The sequence below is a fragment of the Nostoc sp. 'Peltigera membranacea cyanobiont' 232 genome, assembly GCF_002245985.1.
Lineage (GTDB): Bacteria > Cyanobacteriota > Cyanobacteriia > Cyanobacteriales > Nostocaceae > Nostoc.
The window spans coordinates 1-19,730 of record NZ_NOLK01000041.1 but is presented as its reverse complement, the minus strand read 5'-3'; the positions used below and the strand labels follow the sequence as shown (position 1 = coordinate 19,730).

The window sequence follows — 19,730 nt, the reverse complement described above, 5'->3', positions numbered from 1 at the left end:
GTGGTTCTAGAATTTCAATCGCCTCCCATCGCCATGAGAGCTTGCACGCAAGCATTCTCCAAAAGTCATCAAGGTAAGTGACTTGACTTCTCGCTAATTCAACTTTTTAACCGCGAAATGTGAAGATATATGACAGAATCACAGTCTCCATCAAATTCTAACTCTGTTACCGAACGTAACCTGCCCCCAATGCCGCCACCTCCGCCAACCTTTAGTACACAGAGGCAGATGACACAAACATTGGATATGTCAATGGAGAGGAGTACTAACGCTCCTGTTGCAGGTCATCGTCCGGTTGCTCCTCCGCCAATACCTAGTTCAGTTACCTCTAAAAACAGCAGTGCGGGGCCGACTTTAGAGAAGTTAATCAGGCTAGCTTACGATCAGGGATATTCTGACTTGCACTTGGGTGTAGGTGAAATACCCCGCTTCCGCAGCCGAGGAGAAATTCAATCAACGGATTATCCAGAAACAGATAAAGAAGCTTTCATGAGTTGGTTGCGGGAAGTGATGAGTGAGGGGGAAATTCAGCGCTTTGAAGAACATTTAGAATTTGACGGAGCAACTCAATACGACTTTGCTCGCGTGCGGATTAATGTTTTTGGCACCCTTAGAGGACCTGCGATGGTCTTGCGGTTGATTCCACTGAAAATCTTAACTATGGAACAGTTGAATTTACCGCCAATTTTTCGGGATATTTGTCATCACCACAAAGGTTTAATTTTGGTGACTGGGCCCACTGGTTCTGGTAAGTCCACCACAATGGCAGCGATGGTTGACTACATCAACAAGGAAATGGCCAAGCATATCATCACCATTGAAGACCCGATAGAATTTATCCATCAAAGCCGCAAGTCTTTAGTCAAACAACGGGAAGTGGGAATGCATACCCGAAAATTTGACAACGCTTTGAAAGCAGCTTTGCGGGAAGATCCAGATTTGATTCTGGTGGGAGAAATGCGCGATAAGGAAACAGTCAACACTGCCCTAAAAGCCGCTCAGACTGGTCACTTAGTCATGGGAACCCTGCACACCAATAGCGCTGTCAAAACCATTGAGCGGATTCTCAATCTCTACTCTGGTGACGAACAGGATGCAATGCGAGTGGCAATTTCCGAGTCTTTAGTGTCAGTAATTGCCCAAGGTTTGTGTCGCACAACTGACGGGAAGCGGGCTGCTTTCCACGATGTGCTGATCAATACTGAGGCGATTAAAGAATGGATCAAAGACGGCAAGTATGATGAAATTGGCGAGTTGATGAAACAAGCTAGCTTTGACGGGATGATTACGATGAATCAGTCATTGCTCAATCTCTATCAAGACGGTCGTATCACTGAAGAAACTGCTCTAGAAATGTCGCCAACTCCTAACGAAATGGCCCAGTTTCTCCGAGGTCGAGTTTAAGATTGGGAATTGGGAATTGGGAATTGGGAATTGGGAATTGGTCAATGTTAGTAGTTAGTAATTATTTATTCTCCCTCATCCCCCTCATCTCCACCCAGTCCCCAGTCCCCAGTCCCCAGTCCCCAGTACCTAGTCTCCAGTCCCCAATTCCAAATATCTTTCCGATCCTGGTTGCAGTTATAGCTAAGGTAAAAGGTAAAAGAGAGAATTTTTACTTTTAGCTAGCCTTTGTGAATAACTTGACAACAAACAAACTATCTACACCCCAGTTGTTTAAAGGCATTGCCCTATTTACACCTGGAGGAGATTTAATTTACTGCATCGATCCTAGCAAGCAGGGTCGATGGCACTTGCATTTATGTTCGGCTTTGCAAGAAATCCTAGATTTACCAGAGCCGCCGCACTTTTTAGTGCCTTGTTATACTGCGACTATTGACCACTGGTTAGATCCGCGCACTCAACAAGTGCGAACTTTTGCTGAAGCTTATCCTGCTGTAATTAGACATCAAGCTTTGCTTAATGCCATTTTTGGCACAGGGGAGTTAGTATGGCAAGCAGCTCCTTGGCAAGAGGGGTTGTGCGATCGCATGGTGTTAACAACTTATCGTTCCTCATTCCCGCAGCTTTGGGAAGATCGCGATTTAATTGTTCGTCTAGACCTTTCTGAACCTGTACCAAAATACCACCAGCCAGTAATAGTACAAAAAAAGGAAGTAATTACACAAGGCTATGTTCTCCGCTTGTTTGTAGCAGGACATAGCAGTACAACCGAACGTATTCTGCAAAATTTACACGAATTGTTGGAGCGATCGCTGGGACATCCTTATACTTTGAAAGTGATTGATGTTTTAAGTCATCCAGAACAAGCAGAACTCAATCAGGTTTCTGCAACGCCTACCCTGGTCAAGGTTTGGCCTCACCCAATTCGGCGAATCGTTGGAGAGTTGGATCGTGTAGAAAAGATTTTACAAATGTTAGCTGCTAAGGAAAAATTTTAAGTTTTATAACAAATTGAGGATTACAAATGTAAGATGCAGAAGTTTGAGAGGTGGCAATTGTTTTCGCTAGAAATAAAAGAAAGTCTGTAGTGGGAGCATCCCAAATGTGCAAGTTTAAGTTTACATACGGAATTTTGACTTACCTTGGAGGATAAAAAACGAACCGCATTCGCGCAGCGTCTCGTAAGAGTTGGACACAAAGGACACAAAGGGAAGAGGATTTAAAAGGGTTTTTACGTCAGTTCCGTATATTTTTGCCAAATTTGGATGCTCCCATCTGTAGTAAGCTCATAGATCGTAAACTACTTTGCAATCAGACTAGTTTTTTTGCCAAGTGCGCGAATGGGTAGGTGTTGGTGAAGAGGTTACTATAAAAATGGCTGAATTGCCGTGTATGCAAGAACTTGACGGCTGTAGAATCTTAAAGCCATCCGCGCACCTTATATGGACTGGCTTTCAGCTATTTTCGTCTGGCACAATTGCCACTCCTCATGTTATGATTTTCCTATTCGCGCTATTGAACCTTGAAAACCAAATAACAGAAGGCTTTCAGATGCCAGCGATCGCAATCAACTAAAATCCCTATTAGGGATTGAAACAGAGAACAGTGGATAGGAGATGTAAAAGATGATCGCAATCAACTAAAATCCCTATTAGGGATTGAAACTCGGCATTACGGAAAGCCTGATGGAAACGGCGAATCGCAATCAACTAAAATCCCTATTAGGGATTGAAACTAATGCGTCGTTTACCCCAGATTTAAACTTACTGGGATCGCAATCAACTAAAATCCCTATTAGGGATTGAAACCTTTATAATGGTCGTGCCGCCAACAAGCGATAAATAATCGCAATCAACTAAAATCCCTATTAGGGATTGAAACTTGATTACAATTCTTTCTCTACCTATTATTACATTATCGCAATCAACTAAAATCCCTATTAGGGATTGAAACTTATGGGGAACTCAGTAAACTGATAACTGATAGCATCGCAATCAACTAAAATCCCTATTAGGGATTGAAACCGTTATCCGGGATGTGGCGAGGAATACTTTCGCATCGCAATCAACTAAAATCCCTATTAGGGATTGAAACGAAATCTACAAGACTTATTAACCCTGCCATACCCATCGCAATCAACTAAAATCCCTATTAGGGATTGAAACCAAATTGAATCCGACGTAATTCTTCTCTAATTTCTAGATCGCAATCAACTAAAATCCCTATTAGGGATTGAAACTAAAGTAATCGGTAGGGTTTATCCCTACCATATAGATCGCAATCAACTAAAATCCCTATTAGGGATTGAAACGCAAGGTAAAATCCTGTACTCACCATTTATGCCACACACATCGCAATCAACTAAAATCCCTATTAGGGATTGAAACCTATTGGCACTACTGTTGTATTATCTCTATGCCAAATCGCAATCAACTAAAATCCCTATTGACGAATCTTAGATGCTAACTTTATGGCGATTTGGTTAAAGTATAAAATCTGTCAGAACGCATCTGAGTGCCATTTCGCCAAACTTCCACTTTTTCAGGGCTGACTAAATAATAGAAACTACCATTATCTGCTCGATATTTGCCTTGACCAATATTTAAAGCTGCAATTTTTATCGGCTTGCTTGGGTCTTGCTTCAACTGCCCAATATAAAATAACTGACCATTTTCTTCACATACTTTTACACGAATATTTGCAGTCTCACCCTCAATGATGATAACTCCATTACACTGAATATTATTAATAGGTGCAAAAGCTATTGGAATTAGCTGTGAAGGTGAAGCCTGCTTTGCTACTGGGCGTGTCGAGACTGGGTGGTTAGGGTTATCAACTTGTTGAACTTTAGAAGCAGGAAAAACACTTGCAGTTAAGGATGTCAACAGACGAAGGGGATCAACTGCTATTTGACCATTTGGATGAACTTCAAAGTGGAGATGAGGTGCTGTACTATTGCCCGTAGATCCCATCTCAGCAATAATTTGACCTTGAATGACCTGTTGACCCTTGCTCACCAACAAACGGCGATTGTGACCATAAATAGTAATACTGCCATCAAGATGTTTAATAGTTATCGCATTGCCTAATCCCCAATTATCCCAACCTGCTTTTACAACCCTACCCGATGCAGCAGCAATAATCGGAGTTCCAGATGCCCCTGCAATATCAATTCCTTCATGTTGATATTTGCGAAAGCCTTGAGAAATAAACCCTTGGGTTGGCCAAATCAGGTTAGAAGCAGGGATAGGAGTATGCTGTATTGGAGAATCACTTGCTAACTGTGTTAGGGCAGATGTAGTTGTATTTAATACGACGGTTAAGGATATTAACCCAATTAATCCATAAGTGCGGTATCGATAAACAGTAATTTTTTTCATAAATTGCAAGCTTATTAAAACAATAATTCAGATAGTTTCTGATTATTTGCTGTTTCAAGCTAACTCGGAAAATATCAGGACGTTTAGCAGATATAGCATCTTTAAAATCGAGATCCTCACCAAACACCTTGGTACTACAAGTACAATATTTGCCCGGTATGCCAGCCATCGGCGCACCGAATGGCAGCATACGTTTATCAATCGCTAGAGAACAAGGGTTTAAGACTCCCAATGTTGCGTCAGCTTCCTTCTTACTTCAGGAGGGGCAGTCACTGAGCTTACATAAGTGTCGAATCCTATAAGTGATATTACTCCTGCCTTCTGCCTTAAACCTTAGTGTAATTATCGATTACCTTGGCTAAATCTGGCACTGCTTCTTCCACGTGCTTTTTAGCTGAACCGCGAAATTTTTCATAGGTTCCTCGCACAATTTGGCGTTTGGCGTTCTTGACCCTAGCATCAGTGACACTCAGTAGCGCATCTGCTGTATGAGAGCGATTTTTACTCAGGTGTCCAACCGGATCGCCTTTTTCTACGCCTTCACTCCAAATAGGATCGAGTGCCGTGAAGCACTGCGGCAGGATCTGCTCAACTACGTAGGGGATATACCCTGGCTTGACTCCCTTCAGGGCGGCGAAGGCAGTTTTCAAAGCAATACCGCTCATACCTGACTTGGATGCCAGCTGTACTTCTATCATGTTGCAACATTCATCTATGACCATAGCCTTTTTGGTCGGGTTTGAAAGTCCTTCGCTAAGTCCCATTTCACTTTTCCTTATCTAAGTACTTAATTTCTATTCGACTAACTTTTTTAGCAAGCAGGAAATTACAGAAAATGGTATCAAAGTTGGAGGATGTTATGAACATCACGCTCTCACTACTTAAGTAGGACTTACGCAAAAGTTAACGCACTAGGGGCAATTCATGAATTGCTCTAAGAAAAAAATTTTTCTTTTTGGCTATTGTTTGCGTAAGTCTTATTAAGGCTTCACCCATAATGCAATACGCTTGGATTCAGGCCAGTACTCTTTGTCAAAGCCATTTTCTAGCGGGTTTCAGGGAAAGGGTGAATCATAAAATTCAGGTTATCCCATCTTGCTGAGACCTGAGTTGTGTCTCTGGCAGACTTGAACCAGAAGGTAAAGCCCTATGTTCAGATGCCGAAGTTCCATCTGGATAATCTGGAGGTTTTGAGCCACCCGATCGCTTCCGAGAAAATATAGCTTGAGCCAGAGTCTTAACTAAGATGTACAGAATTGGCACCAAGAACAAACTCAAGAACGTTGAAAGCATCAGCCCCCCAAAGAGCGCTGTTCCTAAAGACCAACGGCTGCTGGCTCCAGCCCCTTGAGAGATCACCAAGGGCAAAAATCCTAAGAGCGCTGCAAAGGAGGTCATTAAGATGGGTCGCAGACGTTCTTGCCCCGCTTTCACTGCCGCTCGTGTGTAGCTCATGCCCTGCTCATGCTGCTGATTAGCAAATTCCACGACTAAAATCGCGTTCTTTGCAGCTAGACCAATCAAAGTCACCAGACCTACCTGGCAATAGATATCATCCACCACTTTGGGGAAGAGGCTACCTGCCATGAAAATATTGGAACGTAGCCAAATCGCCGTCATCGCTCCCAATACTGCCAGGGGAACTGTCAGCAAAATAATGATCGGGTCAACGTAGCTTTCATACTGAGCCGCGAGCACCAGGAAGACAATAACGAAGGCGAAGGCAAAAATCAAGCCCGTAGATCCCCCAGATGTCTTTTCTTGGAGATAAGTCCCTGTCCACTCGTAACCAAACCCTTGAGGTAAGACCTCTGCTGCTAGTTTCTCCATCGCTTGAATCGCTTGTCCAGAACTAGCACCGGGAGCCGGAGCGCCTTGTACCTTGATTGACCTGTATAAGTTGTAATGGGAGATGGTTTTCGGCCCCACAAAGGGAGTAACCTTCACCAAATTGCTCAACGGAATCATCACCCCACTTGCAGAGCGAACATAGAGCTTGCCAATATCATCTGGATTAGAACGGAAAACTCCATCTGCTTGCACATATACTCGATACTGTCGCTGTCCCTGCACAAAGTCATTCACATATTGCGACCCCAAGTAACTTTGCAACGCCCCAAAGATGTCGTTGAGTTCAACGCCGAGAGATTTGGCTTGGTTGCGGTTCACTTGGATGTCAAACTGAGGAGTGTCTGCGGTGAACTGAGTGAAGACTCGTTGGAGAGCAGGGTTTTTATTGGCCGCCCCAATGAATTTTTGAGCAGTATCAAGCAGGGTTTGAATCGGCGCACTTCCGGTTTTATCTTGAATGATAAACTCAAAACCGCCTGTACTACTTAATCCTCTAACTGGCGGAGCATTGACAGCGATCGCTCTAGCATCTGTAATTGCAGAGAGCTTTTTGTTCATCCTCTGAAGTATTCCATAGACAGACTGAGATTCTTCAGTTCTCACTTTCCAGGGTTTTAGGTTAGCAAAGGCAATGCCTAAATTGGAAGCATTGCCATCGAAACCAAAACCACTGATCATAAAACTAGCTTGAACTTCGGGAAGCGATGTTACTTCCTTGGCAACCCGCTCCATCACAGATTCGGTGTATTTCAAAGAAACCCCATCAGGCCCTTGGACAACTACAAAGAAGTAACCCTGATCTTCCTCTGGAATAAATCCAGTAGGCACTGCTTTGTACATCAAAACCGTTGCTACTAAACCAGTAATGAAAACCCCAATTACAATCGGCTTGACATGGGTAAGGTAGCTAACAAAGCCGACATAGCGCCGCGTAAACCAGCTAAATCCCCGATTAAACAGCCCAAAAAACCACCCCAAAGGGCCCCGTGGAGTCTGAGCCGGGCGCATGAGGATGGCTGCCATACTCGGAGAGAAAGTTAAAGCATTGAAGGTCGAAATGGCAATAGAGCAAGCAACGGTTAACCCAAATTGTTTGTAGACAATCCCAGTAGTACCCGGAATGAATGTAACTGGAATGAATACCGCCATAAGTACAAGTGAAGTGGCAATGACTGCCCCAGTCAACTCTTTCATGGCTTCCATCGCAGCCTCCAAGGGACTCAAGCCCTGCTCCAGTTTGACTGCAACTGCCTCCACCACAATAATGGCATCATCGACAACAAGACCGATGGCCAGAACAAAACCAAATAAGGTCAGTGTATTAATCTGAAATCCTAAAACCAAGAGAGCCGCACACGTCCCAACCAGGGAAACGGGGATCGCCACAGTGGGAATGATCGTGGTACGCCAGTCTTGTAAAAAGACAAAAATTACCAAGACTACCAGGATAATCGCTTCAACCAGAGTCTGTAGAACTTCTTCTAAAGAAATTTCTACAAATGGAGTGGTATCAAATGCCACCTGTCCTTTTAGTCCAGGTGGAAAACTCTTCTCTAGTATTTTGATTTGGTCTTCAACAGCATGGGCAACGTCTAGGGCATTACTACCCGGAAGTTGATATATCCCCAAACCCACGGCTGGCTTGGGAGCATTCCCTGGAATGGTGAATTTGGCATCAGCCAGATAGCTCTCGGCTCCCAGTTCAACTCGACCGATATCTCTGAGCTTAACTAGGGTGCTATTACTGCTGCTATTAGTGGTGCTGGTACTATTAGTGGTGCTATTAGTAGTGCCATTAGTGCCACCTTGACTCACCTTCAGCACCATATCCTCAAATTCAGCCGCATCTTTAAATCGACTGCTTGCCCGTAAAGCAAATTCAAAGCTTTGATTATCTGGTGCTGGTTCCTTACCAATTGCCCCTGCACCCACCTGAATATTTTGTTCTTGCAGGGCAGTTGTCACATCTTGAGGAGTTAGTTTATGTTGAGCAAGCTTGTTGGGATCAAGCCAAAGACGCATAGCATATTTGCGCTCCCCAAAAATCGTAGCTTTTCCTACACCAGGAAGCCGTTTGACCTGATCGAGAATAAACAGATCGACATAATTACTGATAAAAATGTTGTCATACTCATTATTATCTGAGTAAAACCCATAGACGAGAAGCAGACTGCTCGATGCCGTTTCGACGGTGACACCTGTTCGTTGAACAGTATCTGGCAATTGAGGTGAAGCAAGTCCTTCTTTATTTTGAACGTTTACTTGAGCAATATCGCTATTTACATCAGTTGGGAAGGAGACAGTTATATTGCTGGAACCATCATTACCCGTATTAGAAGATATATAGGATACACCTTTAACACCATTAATTTGTCGCTCAATAATATTGGTGACAGTACTTTCTGTTGTTTGAGCATCCGCACCAGTATTGTTGGAGCTAACGGTGATTTGCACCGGGGCGAGATCCGGTAGCTGAGAAATGGGCAGGATCGGAATACAGATGCTTCCCAGCAGCAAGATAATAAACGTACAGACCGTAGTTAGGACTGGACGTTTGATGAAGGTATTGACAAACATAAATCCAGGAACAGTTTAATACTGGTTATGGACAGAGTAGCTTGTTATTAATATAAGAATTTATTAAGGTTTAGTGTTGGCGATCGCACAAACTTTTAGATCCTGGGTATGGGTTATTCTCCTTTTTTCCCTAGTTTGGAGCATAATCCCCCCTAAAAAAGGGAGGATCGAGGTTTCATTCAGGTTTTAAGTGCGTAAGTCCTATTTCTAATGAGATTTGCCGTTACTCTGAAAATTTAACGACTGCTCGTCATTTACCCAAATCGCTTGTTGAGGTACAGAAATGGAAATTCCGGCTTGGTCTAGGGCAACTTTCAGGCGGCGGCGAAACTCCCGTGCTACATCCCATTGCTTGAGGGGCTGTGTTTTAATCCAGACACGAATAATCAAACCGCGATCGCCAAATTGATCTATTCCCAAAACTTGCGGCGGTTCCAAAATTTGACGCTGCCATTGCATTTCTTGGTTCATCTCGAAAGCAACTGTTTCAATCAACTTCAAAGCCTCTTCTGTATTGGCTTGATAGGCGATGGGAACCGTTAAATCGGCACGTGACCAACGACTAGAAAGATTGGCTACAACTTTAATTTCACCATTGGGAATTGTGATCAAGCGCCCTTCGGAATCCCGCACTTGGGTCATCCGCAGATTCAGATTTTCTACTAAGCCTCCCACGTCTCCCACATTAATCACATCGCCTAAAGCATACTGGTCTTCTAAAATGATCAGGAAACCGTTAATCGCATCTTTAATTAAGTTTTGCGAGGCCAAAGATAATGCAACACCAACTAAACTAGCACCCGCTAGCAAGGGAACAATATCTATCCCCAAAGATACTAGCGCTAGCAAAAAACCTACTCCTATCCAGATAGCAGTAGTGATACTTTTAGTCACACCAGAAAATGTGGAAACTCGCAGTTGCAGCCGTGCAGAACTTTCTGGAGTCAGGAAAGCACCACTGCTGATCAGAGTGGAGGCGAAGCGGTCAATTAGGGCGTATGTCAAACGGATGGCTACATAGATTCCCAGGCATACAACACCTAATCGCAAAGGGAATTGGAAAGCATTAAGAATTCCTACCTGAAACCCTCGTGTATAGGGAAATAGACCCAAAATAAAAAAGCTTCCACCTCCCCAAATCCCGGCTTGACTTAGCTGAAATAATCGTCTTTTGACTTCTTGAAGATGCTTCTTTTGCTGTTGATTCAGTTGTGTTGTAATTGGTTGATTTGCTGCTGGTGAAATTGGGGAGTTTAGCAGCTCTCTGGGGGGTTGGGAGGCAATAGGATTGACTGAACCTGAATCCTTTTGGGAACGTCGCTGCCAGCCATATAGACCCAAACTCATAATCACCATTACCACTCCGGTACCCGTAGCAATTTTACCTTGGTCGATTAAAGATTGAGTTTGTCTTTCTTGTTTTGCTTGTTGCAAGTCTTCTTGTAACGATTCGGCGACTTGATTTGCCGATGTCGATATATCTACTTGTCGCAGTCCAGCATCCTCTGAAGTAACGGTCATCAGATATTGGTCATTGACATAAATTACTGGTAATTCGTTGACTTTCCGAACTTCTACCTTGATTGCTGTTTTTGCTGGTGACTGAAAGTAATTTTGACCAATTTTCTCCAACTTCTTTTGAATATCTTCTGAACGTTCAGGAAAGTTGGTTCTTGATGCCGCTATTTGAAATAACCGACGACCATCTAAATAAATCCAGCCCGAAACAACTCTGTTATCTGAATCATTACTCACACTGCTGGGAGCTTGCAGCTGCGGTAAAAAAGGAATCTGGGCTGTGGCTTTTGGCACAGATACAACGCCTATAGCTACTGAACTGGCGATCGCCAAAAATTGAAAACGCACTCAAACACCTCCTTAAATCAAATCTACTGGTGACTACTTCTATAACTATCCTCCGCAATAACTTTGGGTAGATGTACCTATCTAAAGTTGAGGTTTTCCCTTTAGACAATGAAATTTTGATGTTTTTTTGTTTGTCCTCTATCTTTAGACAGGTGACAAGGTACTGAGAATCAGCAGGTAAGGCTGATAAGAGTCTTGCTCTTACCAAAGATAAAACAAAAAGGAAGAACTTGGAGAGAAAGTTGACATTCCACCGATCAAACGTCAAGCTAGTTTTGAGGGCTATTAACTAGTGATTTGCTTTCATCCAAGCAAAAATCGCCAGTAGTAGAATAACCTAGTAGAGTGCGTAAATTTTACGTGCCTTTTTTAATTTTTTGAGGTAACTTTTGATGACCGCAACTTCTCCCCGATTAAAGCACGAGGTTAAAGACCTCGGCCTAGCTGCCTTGGGAAGACAGCGCATTGAATGGGCTGGACGCGAAATGCCGGTTTTGAAGCAAATCCGCGATCGCTTTGCGATCGAAAAGCCTTTCGCTGGTTTACGCCTTGTAGCTTGCGCCCACATTACAACAGAAACAGCACACTTGGCGATCGCTCTGAAAGCCGGTGGTGCAGATGCGCTTTTAATTGCTAGTAACCCCTTATCAACTCAAGATGACGTAGCCGCTAGCCTCGTCGCCGATCATGAAATTCCTGTCTTTGCTCAAAAAGGCGAAGATAACGCAACTTATAACCGCCACGTCCAAATAGCTTTAGATCATCGCCCCAACATTATTGTTGATGACGGTAGCGATGTGGTTGCGGCTTTAATCCAACACCGCCAACACCAAATCGCTGATTTGATTGGTAGCACCGAAGAAACCACCACCGGTATCGTGCGGCTACGCGCCATGTTTAGAGAAGGCGTTCTCACCTTCCCCGCAGTTAACGTCAACGACGCTGATACCAAGCACTTCTTTGATAATCGCTATGGTACTGGGCAATCAACCCTAGATGGCATTATCCGCGCCACAAATATTTTGTTGGCTGGGAAGAACATTGTTGTCGTCGGTTATGGCTGGTGTGGTAAAGGTACAGCCCTCCGCGCCCGTGGGATGGGTGCTAACGTCATCGTCACCGAAATCGACCCAATCAAGGCAATTGAAGCCGTAATGGATGGCTTCCGCGTCCTGCCAATGGCTAAAGCTGCACCTGAAGGTGATATTTTTATCACTGTGACTGGTAACAAGCATGTCGTTCGCGGCGAACACTTCGATGTCATGAAAGACGGTGCGATCGTTTGTAACTCTGGTCACTTCGACTTAGAACTTGATTTGAAATACTTGGCTGCACAAGCTAAGGAAATTAAAGATGTTCGTCCTTTCACTGAAGAGTATAAGTTGAAAAATGGTAAATCAGTTGTCGTTCTTGGACAAGGACGCTTGATTAACCTAGCTGCGGCTGAAGGACACCCCAGCGCGGTAATGGATATGAGTTTTGCCAACCAAGCTTTGGCTTGTGAATTCTTGGTGAAGAATAAGGGTAAGTTAGCCCCTGGTTTGCACTCAATTCCTGTGGAAGTAGATCAAGAAATTGCTCGGTTGAAGTTGCAAGCTATTGGTATCACAATTGATAGCCTAACAGCAGATCAAATTGAGTACATCAATTCTTGGACAAGTGGAACTTGATACATTGATTAGTTGATTTTTTCGGGGATAGGCGTTTTGCTTATCCCTTTTTTTTGTGTTTCGCGCAAAGAGCGCAAAGTGCAACACCTTACTTAAAATTAGGTAAGATAGGATTTAGATGATTATTTTAACTTTCCATGTCAGCGAAAGATTTCTTTCACAATGCAGTTCGTTTAGCTTTAGAAAAAGATAATTGGTTAATTACCCATGATCCTTTATCTATTACAGTAGATGGTATTGAATTTCGTATCGATTTAGGAGCAGAAAGGCTTTTAGCAGCAGAAAAGGAGGGGCAAAAGATAGCAGTTGAGGTCAAATCTTTTCTAGGGAAATCAGAAATAAGTGAATTTCATACAGCGTTAGGACAAACACTTAATTACCGTTCTGTTTTAAGAAAAAAAGAATCTGACCGCATTTTATATTTAGCGATTGGTTATGAAATATATAAAGATTTTTTTCTGATTCCGTTTATTCAAGAAGTAATTACTGAACATCAATTAAAGTTGCTGATATTTGAACCTATTAAACAGGAGATTGTTTTATGGAAGCAATGAATTACTCAGAATTAGTGCAAACAGTTTTAGGAAGACATACAGAAAATCATTTATCTGAAGGAACAGAGAAAGAGTTAATTTTTGATTGTCAAAGAAATCGCTATCTTCTAGTTCATGTGGGATGGGAAAATGAAGAACGCGCTTATGGTTGTGTTGTTCATGTAGACATTAAAGATGGAAAAATTTGGATTCAGCGCGATTTGACTGAGGAAGGAATAGCTAATGAATTAGTAGAGTTAGGAGTACCGAAAACAGATATTGTTTTGGGTTTTAGATCACCTTATGTCCGGCAATTTACTGGTTTTGCATCTGTTTAATTTTTTGCATTTTATCCCGACTGAAGTTAAAAGTTGAGTATATCAATTCTTGGGTATCGAGAACTCCATGATTGATTAGTTGATTTTTTGTGGATAAGCCAAAGCTTATCCCTTCTTTCTTGTTCGGCGTTATGGATTGAACTAACTATGAAGGCACGAAGGAAGAAGAGTAAAACATCAAGAAAAGGCAATTATTTCTTGTAAATCAATCATTGCTTTATCAAATAATTCTTTTTGTTTTATTTCCCAATTACTAAATCTAATTACAAACCATCCTTCTTTCATCAATTTTCTATCTTGCTGTATATTTTTATAATATTCTTCTTCACTAGCTAACCAGGTTTCCTGATTGTGCTTACGAGTTGCATAATGACTAATATCGTCAATAAAAATAGCAAATTTTTTATTCTTCCAGAAAGCTACAAAGTCAACCCTATAAATATCATTAATATTCAGAGATGAAGTAGGATTTAAATATTTTTTTGATTGTGAATGCCACTGTATCCAAGCTTGAGGTATGAGTATAGGTATACAGCACTTGCGTCTGTTATGAGGTACAATAAATTAAAATATAAATACCTTTAAATGAAGTCATACTCTGTCGATCTTCGAGAAAAAATAGTTGCAGCACATCTTCAAAAAAACATCTCAATCAGAAAAGTAGCTAACATATTTTCCGTCTCAAAAAGTTTAGTTCAAAAGCTTGTAAAGCAACAAAAACTTGAAGGGAATTTACAATCCAAGCCGCGAGGAAAGCCACAATTTAGTCATCTAACAAATGCTGACATAGAGTTGAGAGAATTAGTTGAATCACATCCCGATGCAACATTGATAGAGTTGTGTGAATTATTTGCAGACAAGACTGGCAATTGGGTAGGTCAAAGTGCAATGTGTCGTGCGTTACAGAAATTAGGATTAAATCGGAAAAAAAAACAAAGCGGAGTACCCAAGCGGGGACTATTGAGTCCTGAATTTAAGATTAGATTATTGGGAAGAAGTCAAACATATAGAGCCAGAAAATTTAGTATTTTTGGACGAAACTGGTGTTCTACTTGGATTAACAAGGACTCATGCTCGTTCACAAATGGGAACAAGAGCCTACTCTCTCAACCCCTTTTATAGAGGCTCAAAAGTTACAGTAATTGGAGCAATTAGTATTACAAAAGTAGTGGCATTAATGACAATGAATAATTCAATGGATGGTATTGCATTTGAATTATTTGTTGAGAAGTTTTTAGTGCCAAATTTATGGTCAGGAGCAGTAGTAGTGATGGATAATTTATCCGCACATAAACTAGACTCAATTGTGCCAATGATTGAAGCTGTAGGTGCGAAAGTTATTTGTTTATCCTCATATTCTCCCGATTTTAATCCAATTGAATTATGGTGGTCACAACTTAAATCTTTTTTACGCAGTTTTTCTCCAACTACAACAGAAATGGTTGATAAACTCATCTCTGTTGCACTTGACTTAATAAATCCTCAACATTTAAGAAACTGGTTTGCTAGTTGCTGCTACTGTACCTCATAACAGCCGTAAATGCTGTATTTTGATTCGCCATATTAAATTTGTTAGCATAATGGAGAAAAAATTTTGTTTCGTATTCAGTTTGATTCATGTCTTTCAAGGCTCTTCTTAAACTTCCATCTGTTGTTCCTAAATGTAAATTAAAGTTTTGTGCTAATTTTTGATAAGTTAAATCAGGATAAACATTAAAGTCTATAATTCCAATACCATTTTTCCATTCAAATTTTAACTTTTGGCTACCTTTATCAATTTGAACAGCAAACTCTGGTTTGGGCTTTCCAAATGGCAATCCAACAGGGAATTGTGATATAAATAAACTATTATTAGGAATAATTGGCTGATAAATTACTTTATTTTCATCAAATTTAAAGCCAATGTCTGATAGTGTTTTACGAAAATTATTTTTTGCATCATCAGATAAATGAATAGAATACAATATTGTTTCTATAACTTGATTCAATTTGGGTATTATTACTGGACTTTCCCAATCGACTGATTTATAATATTGATTTATTAAATCACGTTTATACTCACAATTTATTGATTCATCCCTGGTAAAGCCTCCACCTGAAAAAATAGTGTCTATTTGCCTTTTACTGAAAAAATCACAGCAATATTGTTCAAGATAAATTTTTAAACTTATTAGAATTGGATTTGACATAGTAATTATTTATATTTTCAGAAACATTACTAATTTAAAATATTACTATATTTTTGTATTCTTACTTTTTGCATTTGCGTATTTGCGTGAGATAAAATTTGTTTACTTGTCTTCGACTCAAAACGAGAAGTGATACTGCAATGGATACCTTAGATAACTATCGCCAAGTCATTCAAAAAATATTAACCGAATACGCCCAACTTACCTATGCTTACGGAGAACTAGAAAGACAACTAATTATAGACCAAACCGCCAACCATTACCTACTACTAACATTAGGCTGGGAAAATAATCAACGGGTGCATGGTTGCTTAGTCCATCTTGATATTATCAACGGCAAAATATGGATTCAAAGAGACGGTACAGAATACGGTATAGCCAACGAACTTGTTAACGCTGGTATTCCTAAAAATCAAATTGTTCTTGCCTTCCAACCAGCCGATATCAGACAGTATACTGAATTTGCAGTTAGTTAATTAAGCATAAAAGCTGCTGCTAAATCTAGAATAGTCATTGCTATAACTTAAAACTCTCAACTTCATATACTAGAAATATTTCTACACATACATCTTATGTTAAGCGTAACAATTAATGAAATCCAGCGAAATCTAACTAGTTATCTTCAAAAAGTAGCAGCAGGAGAAAGTATTATTATCATGCAAGCAGGTTTACCTATTGCAGAAATTAAACCAGTTTCAGCCACCTTTCAACAAATTAGACCTTATGGCTTATGTGCTGGGGAGTTCATTGTTCCAGATAATTTTGATAGTCCCTTACCTGAAGAGATTTTAAATAGTTTTGAGGGTAAATGAAACAGAATAGAATAGCCTTTACATTTTAAAACTCCATAAGAGTATGCTTTTTTCAACATTAAATAATCAGCACTCACTCGGAGCGATGCCTGCGGCGGGCTACGCCTACGCAAAACTAAACTCTGTAGGAGCAATTCATAAATTGCCCCTACCTAAAATCAGGGTTTCGGCTATTGTTTACGTAAGTCCTGTTCACTTTTCGCTGTGCGGCTGAAGACTCGATAGTATAGCCATGTACTAGTTTCCTTTAAGGGAAACAGCAGATACGTAAGAGGATTTATTGCCACAATAATATTTCGGAAGTCTCGCCGTGCGAAAAATAAGATAGCACGAGCAACTTGCTGTGCAGACATCACACCATAGGGATTAAGTTGACTCTTGAATGGGCCAAGAATTAACTTGCGAATTACACAATCCCTGTCCAATCGCTTCAGGGTAACAATATCTCCTAACGCTCTTTTGCTGAGTTCATAAAGCGGACTCAGTGCTGGAGAAACCTCAGCTTCAGAAGTGTTTACCCAAATTTCCTTCGTTGCTTTTGCCTGTGGCCCTGTTACAGTTGTCACAAATATATCCATCAGCCGTAATGCTGAAAAGGTATTCACCTCATAAGAGGAATTGATAGCCTCTGGTGTGCGGGTGGCATAGACATTAATTCCGTGGTTGATAATTAAAATATCTACTTTCTCTAAACTATCCTTGAGTTCAGCTTCATTACCTAATTGCCAGGGAACCACCTTCACCCCAACTTGCTCTACTAATTTTTCTGGATTAGTGGTTAACGCCACGACTTTAGCATTATTCTTTACAAGTTCAGCCGCCAACGCTTGCCCTAACGCTCCTGATGCTCCGGTTAAAGCGATAGTTTTACCCTTGAGAGACAGTCCTGTACCAAGAATTTTATCCACTAAGGGAAAGACACCACTATAATAAGCGTTGACATCATCAAAATGATGCCGCCAATGGTAAGACCGATTCACCCACCAAATGGATGGTATTGTCTCTAAAGGGCCGGGGAGGTGGTTGAAATCTGTATCAATTTTTCCCTGGAAATATCGCACAGACGCGCCATATAAGAAGGTGCAACCATAAGCTACTCCCAACCAAAACCCCATCTGCTGGACAATTAAGGCAATGACTACCAATATCACCAGCAGTAGACTCGATTCTAAAATGTCGTGATAGAGTTGGGATTCTTGGTAAATTTTCAGGGAAACTATCGATAAATCGCGGCGATAGGCGCTATGGTGCTTGTTGTGCCATTTAGCAAGCCAATTGACTTGGTGACACAAAGCATGGTAGCTGTCTCTCAAGACCTCAGCAAGTAAAAGTGAAAAAAGTCCCCAGCTAACAAACTGCAAGCTGGCATTTAGCCAAACCCAATTAGTTTGTAATCCTGCCTCAATTCCCATCAAGTTTTCAGCTAGCATTTTTATCATGTTTGTCTATACTCGTTTTTCTCAATCATTCTTTCACGATCTGATAAAGGTGCGCTAAGGTCGAGTCTAGAGCATCATATAGCCAGGTTCAATGTAGGTAAAGTGTTTGCTCAATTGCTGATGCGCTTTTGGTAAGGCGTGAAACGGAATTGATGCGGATAAATGAAGCTTTACATAAAATGGCATATTCCGCATGAAAAATTGTACAGGGCAGAATGGTCATAACTACAATCTTAAAACTAGAAATTATTGGTATTTGAACAGCATGACAGATATAAAAGATTTATCAGAAATAATTGCCAGTAAAGGTGACGATCCACTCATTATGTCAACTGAAAACTTGCAGCCACAAGAAGACGTAGAACTTGAGCGAAAACTACGAGAACTCAAGTTTAAACAGGAATTAAGAAAAGATTGGATTTTATTTATTGTCAGGGATGTAGTAATTTTTCCTGCCGCCATCCTTTTTATTTTTGCTATCAGTGGTTATTCACTCTTTACTCATATTCATGGGTAACTTAACTGATTACAATTTTTAATCAACCGCAGAGACACAGAGTACACAGAGAAGATTATATAATTTATAAAAATTTAGAATTGCGAAAAATTATTTCTCTTATCTAGGACTTACGCAAAACTACACGCGGTAGGGGCAATTCATGAATTGCCCCTACCGGAAACTCAAGGTTTGGGCTATTTTTTACTTTTCTTTCTCTCTGCGTTGCGCCAGTTGCGACAACGGGGGGAACCCGCGCAATACACTGGCTTCTCTGTGCCTCTGTGGTTATTTAAAAAATCCTACAAATTATCTATATCAGTGCAATTGCGTAACTAATTTTACAGACGACGAAGCCAACTTCCTACAAGTAGACTCATCTTTATATCCACATAAATATTGCTGGATATAAAGTAAGTATCTAATGGAAATAATCTAAAAATATGGGGCTTTTAATATTTTCTGTTGCTTTGGTTGCCATTCTTGCTGTAATTATCATTAATGGCTACAACGATTTAGTAAAATATCGGAATCGGTACAAAAATGCTTATTCTCAAATCGATGTTCAATTGCAGCGCCGCTATGATTTAATTCCCAACTTAGTGGAAACTGCGAAAGGTTATATGAAACATGAACGAGAAACCTTAGAAGCAGTTATTGCTGCCCGAAATTCTGCAATTAATGCTAGCAGTCGTGCTGTGCAAAATCCTGGCGATCCTCAAGCGATGCAACAATTGGGTAATGCTGAAGGGGCGCTGACGGGTGCATTAAGCCGCTTGATGGTACTTTCAGAATCTTATCCAGAATTGAAAGCCGATCGCGCCATGACTCAGGTGATGGAAGAATTATCTTCCACTGAAAACCGGATTGCTTTTGCACGTCAGGCTTTTAATGATGCTGTAACACTTTACAACACCAAAAGCGAATCTTTCCCCAGCAATCTTGTAGCGAATACTTTTAACTTTACTGTTGCAGAATTGCTCGCCGAAGCTACTCCAGAAATAAGAAATGCTCCACGCATTTCTTTTTAACTAGTTTCAGCAGAAGTCCCACATCTCACTTTTAGGAGTGTGGGATGAATGCGCGTGAGTTGACGACAGTTCTCCGACCAATGCCGTAGGCGAGTGAGGAGAACATGGAGGAGACGAGCAAATTCTTACGTTGATTCTGCGGGT

17 protein-coding genes and 1 CRISPR repeat array are annotated in these 19,730 nt (G+C 41.1%); of the genes, 11 read left to right on the top strand and 6 right to left on the bottom strand.

Annotated elements, in window-relative coordinates; genetic code table 11:
• The first annotated feature begins 129 nt into the window (after window positions 1-129).
• Both CDG79_RS15895 and CDG79_RS15890 read left to right on the top strand, forming a co-directional pair.
• A complete protein-coding gene (locus tag CDG79_RS15895) occupies window positions 130-1,404 on the top strand; it encodes a type IV pilus twitching motility protein PilT (RefSeq protein ID WP_094342960.1) in 1,275 nt (424 codons plus the stop codon).
• A 230-nt stretch (window positions 1,405-1,634) separates the two neighbouring features.
• Window positions 1,635-2,402 carry a circadian clock KaiB family protein gene (locus tag CDG79_RS15890; protein ID WP_094342959.1) on the top strand — a complete coding sequence of 256 codons (768 nt, stop codon included), beginning with the start codon at window positions 1,635-1,637 and terminating at the stop codon, window positions 2,400-2,402.
• A gap of 562 nt (window positions 2,403-2,964) precedes the next feature.
• Window positions 2,965-3,791: direct repeats of the CRISPR family, unit length 37 nt; unit sequence ATCGCAATCAACTAAAATCCCTATTAGGGATTGAAAC.
• Between the two features lie 81 nt (window positions 3,792-3,872).
• On the opposite strand, the gene CDG79_RS15885 is transcribed toward CDG79_RS15890, so the two are convergent.
• The 4 genes from CDG79_RS15885 to CDG79_RS15870 form a co-directional block, all read right to left on the bottom strand.
• Window positions 3,873-4,784, bottom strand: a complete 912-nt coding sequence (locus tag CDG79_RS15885; RefSeq protein ID WP_094342957.1) for a M23 family metallopeptidase — start codon at window positions 4,782-4,784, stop codon at window positions 3,873-3,875.
• A 326-nt stretch (window positions 4,785-5,110) separates the two neighbouring features.
• On the bottom strand, window positions 5,111-5,548 hold the full coding sequence (locus CDG79_RS15880; RefSeq protein WP_094342956.1) for a DUF6918 family protein: 438 nt from the start codon (window positions 5,546-5,548) through the stop codon (window positions 5,111-5,113).
• A 316-nt stretch (window positions 5,549-5,864) separates the two neighbouring features.
• Window positions 5,865-9,212, bottom strand: coding sequence for an efflux RND transporter permease subunit (locus CDG79_RS15875; protein WP_094342955.1), 3,348 nt, complete (start codon window positions 9,210-9,212; stop codon window positions 5,865-5,867).
• A 207-nt stretch (window positions 9,213-9,419) separates the two neighbouring features.
• The gene (locus tag CDG79_RS15870) at window positions 9,420-11,078 is read right to left on the bottom strand and encodes a mechanosensitive ion channel family protein (RefSeq protein ID WP_094342954.1); all 1,659 of its coding nucleotides are present in this window, start codon (window positions 11,076-11,078) and stop codon (window positions 9,420-9,422) included.
• Window positions 11,079-11,470: 392 nt separating this feature from the next.
• Here CDG79_RS15870 and ahcY point away from each other — a divergent pair, with 392 nt between their 5' ends.
• The 5 genes from ahcY (at window position 11,471) to CDG79_RS15845 (ending at window position 15,150) form a co-directional block, all read left to right on the top strand.
• Window positions 11,471-12,748, top strand: a complete 1,278-nt coding sequence (gene ahcY, locus CDG79_RS15865) for an adenosylhomocysteinase (RefSeq protein WP_094342953.1) — start codon at window positions 11,471-11,473, stop codon at window positions 12,746-12,748.
• A gap of 137 nt (window positions 12,749-12,885) precedes the next feature.
• Entirely contained in the window at window positions 12,886-13,302 is a 417-nt protein-coding gene (locus CDG79_RS15860) for a XisH family protein (RefSeq protein WP_094342952.1), read from the top strand.
• Window positions 13,290-13,619 carry a XisI protein gene (locus CDG79_RS15855; RefSeq protein ID WP_094342951.1) on the top strand — a complete coding sequence of 110 codons (330 nt, stop codon included), beginning with the start codon at window positions 13,290-13,292 and terminating at the stop codon, window positions 13,617-13,619. Before CDG79_RS15860 ends, CDG79_RS15855 begins: the two co-directional genes overlap by 13 nt.
• A gap of 585 nt (window positions 13,620-14,204) precedes the next feature.
• Window positions 14,205-14,741: a helix-turn-helix domain-containing protein gene (locus tag CDG79_RS45490; RefSeq protein WP_094342949.1), complete on the top strand. Its 537-nt coding sequence runs from the start codon at window positions 14,205-14,207 to the stop codon at window positions 14,739-14,741.
• Window positions 14,650-15,150, top strand: a complete 501-nt coding sequence (locus CDG79_RS15845) for a transposase (RefSeq protein ID WP_189525018.1) — start codon at window positions 14,650-14,652, stop codon at window positions 15,148-15,150. The genes CDG79_RS45490 and CDG79_RS15845 overlap by 92 nt, the downstream gene beginning before the upstream one ends.
• Here CDG79_RS15845 and CDG79_RS15840 read toward each other — a convergent pair.
• Window positions 15,125-15,808 carry a hypothetical protein gene (locus CDG79_RS15840; RefSeq protein WP_094342947.1) on the bottom strand — a complete coding sequence of 228 codons (684 nt, stop codon included), beginning with the start codon at window positions 15,806-15,808 and terminating at the stop codon, window positions 15,125-15,127. The two genes, CDG79_RS15845 and CDG79_RS15840, sit on opposite strands and share 26 nt — an antisense overlap.
• A 140-nt stretch (window positions 15,809-15,948) precedes the next feature.
• Between CDG79_RS15840 and CDG79_RS15835 the strand changes: the two genes are divergently transcribed.
• Window positions 15,949-16,284: a XisI protein gene (locus CDG79_RS15835; protein WP_094342946.1), complete on the top strand. Its 336-nt coding sequence runs from the start codon at window positions 15,949-15,951 to the stop codon at window positions 16,282-16,284.
• Between the two features lie 96 nt (window positions 16,285-16,380).
• A complete protein-coding gene (locus CDG79_RS15830; RefSeq protein ID WP_094342945.1) occupies window positions 16,381-16,620 on the top strand; it encodes a type II toxin-antitoxin system Phd/YefM family antitoxin in 240 nt (79 codons plus the stop codon).
• A gap of 170 nt (window positions 16,621-16,790) precedes the next feature.
• Here the strand turns inward: CDG79_RS15830 and CDG79_RS15825 are convergent, their stop codons facing one another.
• Window positions 16,791-18,059, bottom strand: coding sequence for a bifunctional sterol desaturase/short chain dehydrogenase (locus CDG79_RS15825; protein WP_094342944.1), 1,269 nt, complete (start codon window positions 18,057-18,059; stop codon window positions 16,791-16,793).
• A gap of 193 nt (window positions 18,060-18,252) precedes the next feature.
• Here CDG79_RS15825 and CDG79_RS15820 point away from each other — a divergent pair, with 193 nt between their 5' ends.
• Window positions 18,253-18,576, top strand: a complete 324-nt coding sequence (locus tag CDG79_RS15820) for a hypothetical protein (protein ID WP_223278166.1) — start codon at window positions 18,253-18,255, stop codon at window positions 18,574-18,576.
• Window positions 18,577-18,998: 422 nt separating this feature from the next.
• Window positions 18,999-19,586: a LemA family protein gene (locus CDG79_RS15815; RefSeq protein WP_094342943.1), complete on the top strand. Its 588-nt coding sequence runs from the start codon at window positions 18,999-19,001 to the stop codon at window positions 19,584-19,586.
• The last annotated feature ends 144 nt before the right edge of the window (window positions 19,587-19,730 follow it).

Excerpts from the sequence above, each read along its gene's own strand:
- CDG79_RS15895 (WP_094342960.1), top strand. The coding sequence starts at position 130 with ATGACAGAATCACAGTCTCCATCAAATTCTAACTCTGTTACCGAACGT.
- CDG79_RS15885 (WP_094342957.1), bottom strand. The coding sequence starts at position 4,784 with ATGAAAAAAATTACTGTTTATCGATACCGCACTTATGGATTAATTGGG.
- CDG79_RS15880 (WP_094342956.1), bottom strand. The coding sequence starts at position 5,548 with ATGGGACTTAGCGAAGGACTTTCAAACCCGACCAAAAAGGCTATGGTC.
- CDG79_RS15875 (WP_094342955.1), bottom strand. The coding sequence starts at position 9,212 with ATGTTTGTCAATACCTTCATCAAACGTCCAGTCCTAACTACGGTCTGT.
- ahcY (WP_094342953.1), top strand. The coding sequence starts at position 11,471 with ATGACCGCAACTTCTCCCCGATTAAAGCACGAGGTTAAAGACCTCGGC.
- CDG79_RS15860 (WP_094342952.1), top strand. The coding sequence starts at position 12,886 with ATGTCAGCGAAAGATTTCTTTCACAATGCAGTTCGTTTAGCTTTAGAA.
- CDG79_RS15855 (WP_094342951.1), top strand. The coding sequence starts at position 13,290 with ATGGAAGCAATGAATTACTCAGAATTAGTGCAAACAGTTTTAGGAAGA.
- CDG79_RS45490 (WP_094342949.1), top strand. The coding sequence starts at position 14,205 with ATGAAGTCATACTCTGTCGATCTTCGAGAAAAAATAGTTGCAGCACAT.
- CDG79_RS15840 (WP_094342947.1), bottom strand. The coding sequence starts at position 15,808 with ATGTCAAATCCAATTCTAATAAGTTTAAAAATTTATCTTGAACAATAT.
- CDG79_RS15835 (WP_094342946.1), top strand. The coding sequence starts at position 15,949 with ATGGATACCTTAGATAACTATCGCCAAGTCATTCAAAAAATATTAACC.
- CDG79_RS15830 (WP_094342945.1), top strand. The coding sequence starts at position 16,381 with ATGTTAAGCGTAACAATTAATGAAATCCAGCGAAATCTAACTAGTTAT.
- CDG79_RS15825 (WP_094342944.1), bottom strand. The coding sequence starts at position 18,059 with ATGATAAAAATGCTAGCTGAAAACTTGATGGGAATTGAGGCAGGATTA.
- CDG79_RS15820 (WP_223278166.1), top strand. The coding sequence starts at position 18,253 with ATGAAAAATTGTACAGGGCAGAATGGTCATAACTACAATCTTAAAACT.
- CDG79_RS15815 (WP_094342943.1), top strand. The coding sequence starts at position 18,999 with ATGGGGCTTTTAATATTTTCTGTTGCTTTGGTTGCCATTCTTGCTGTA.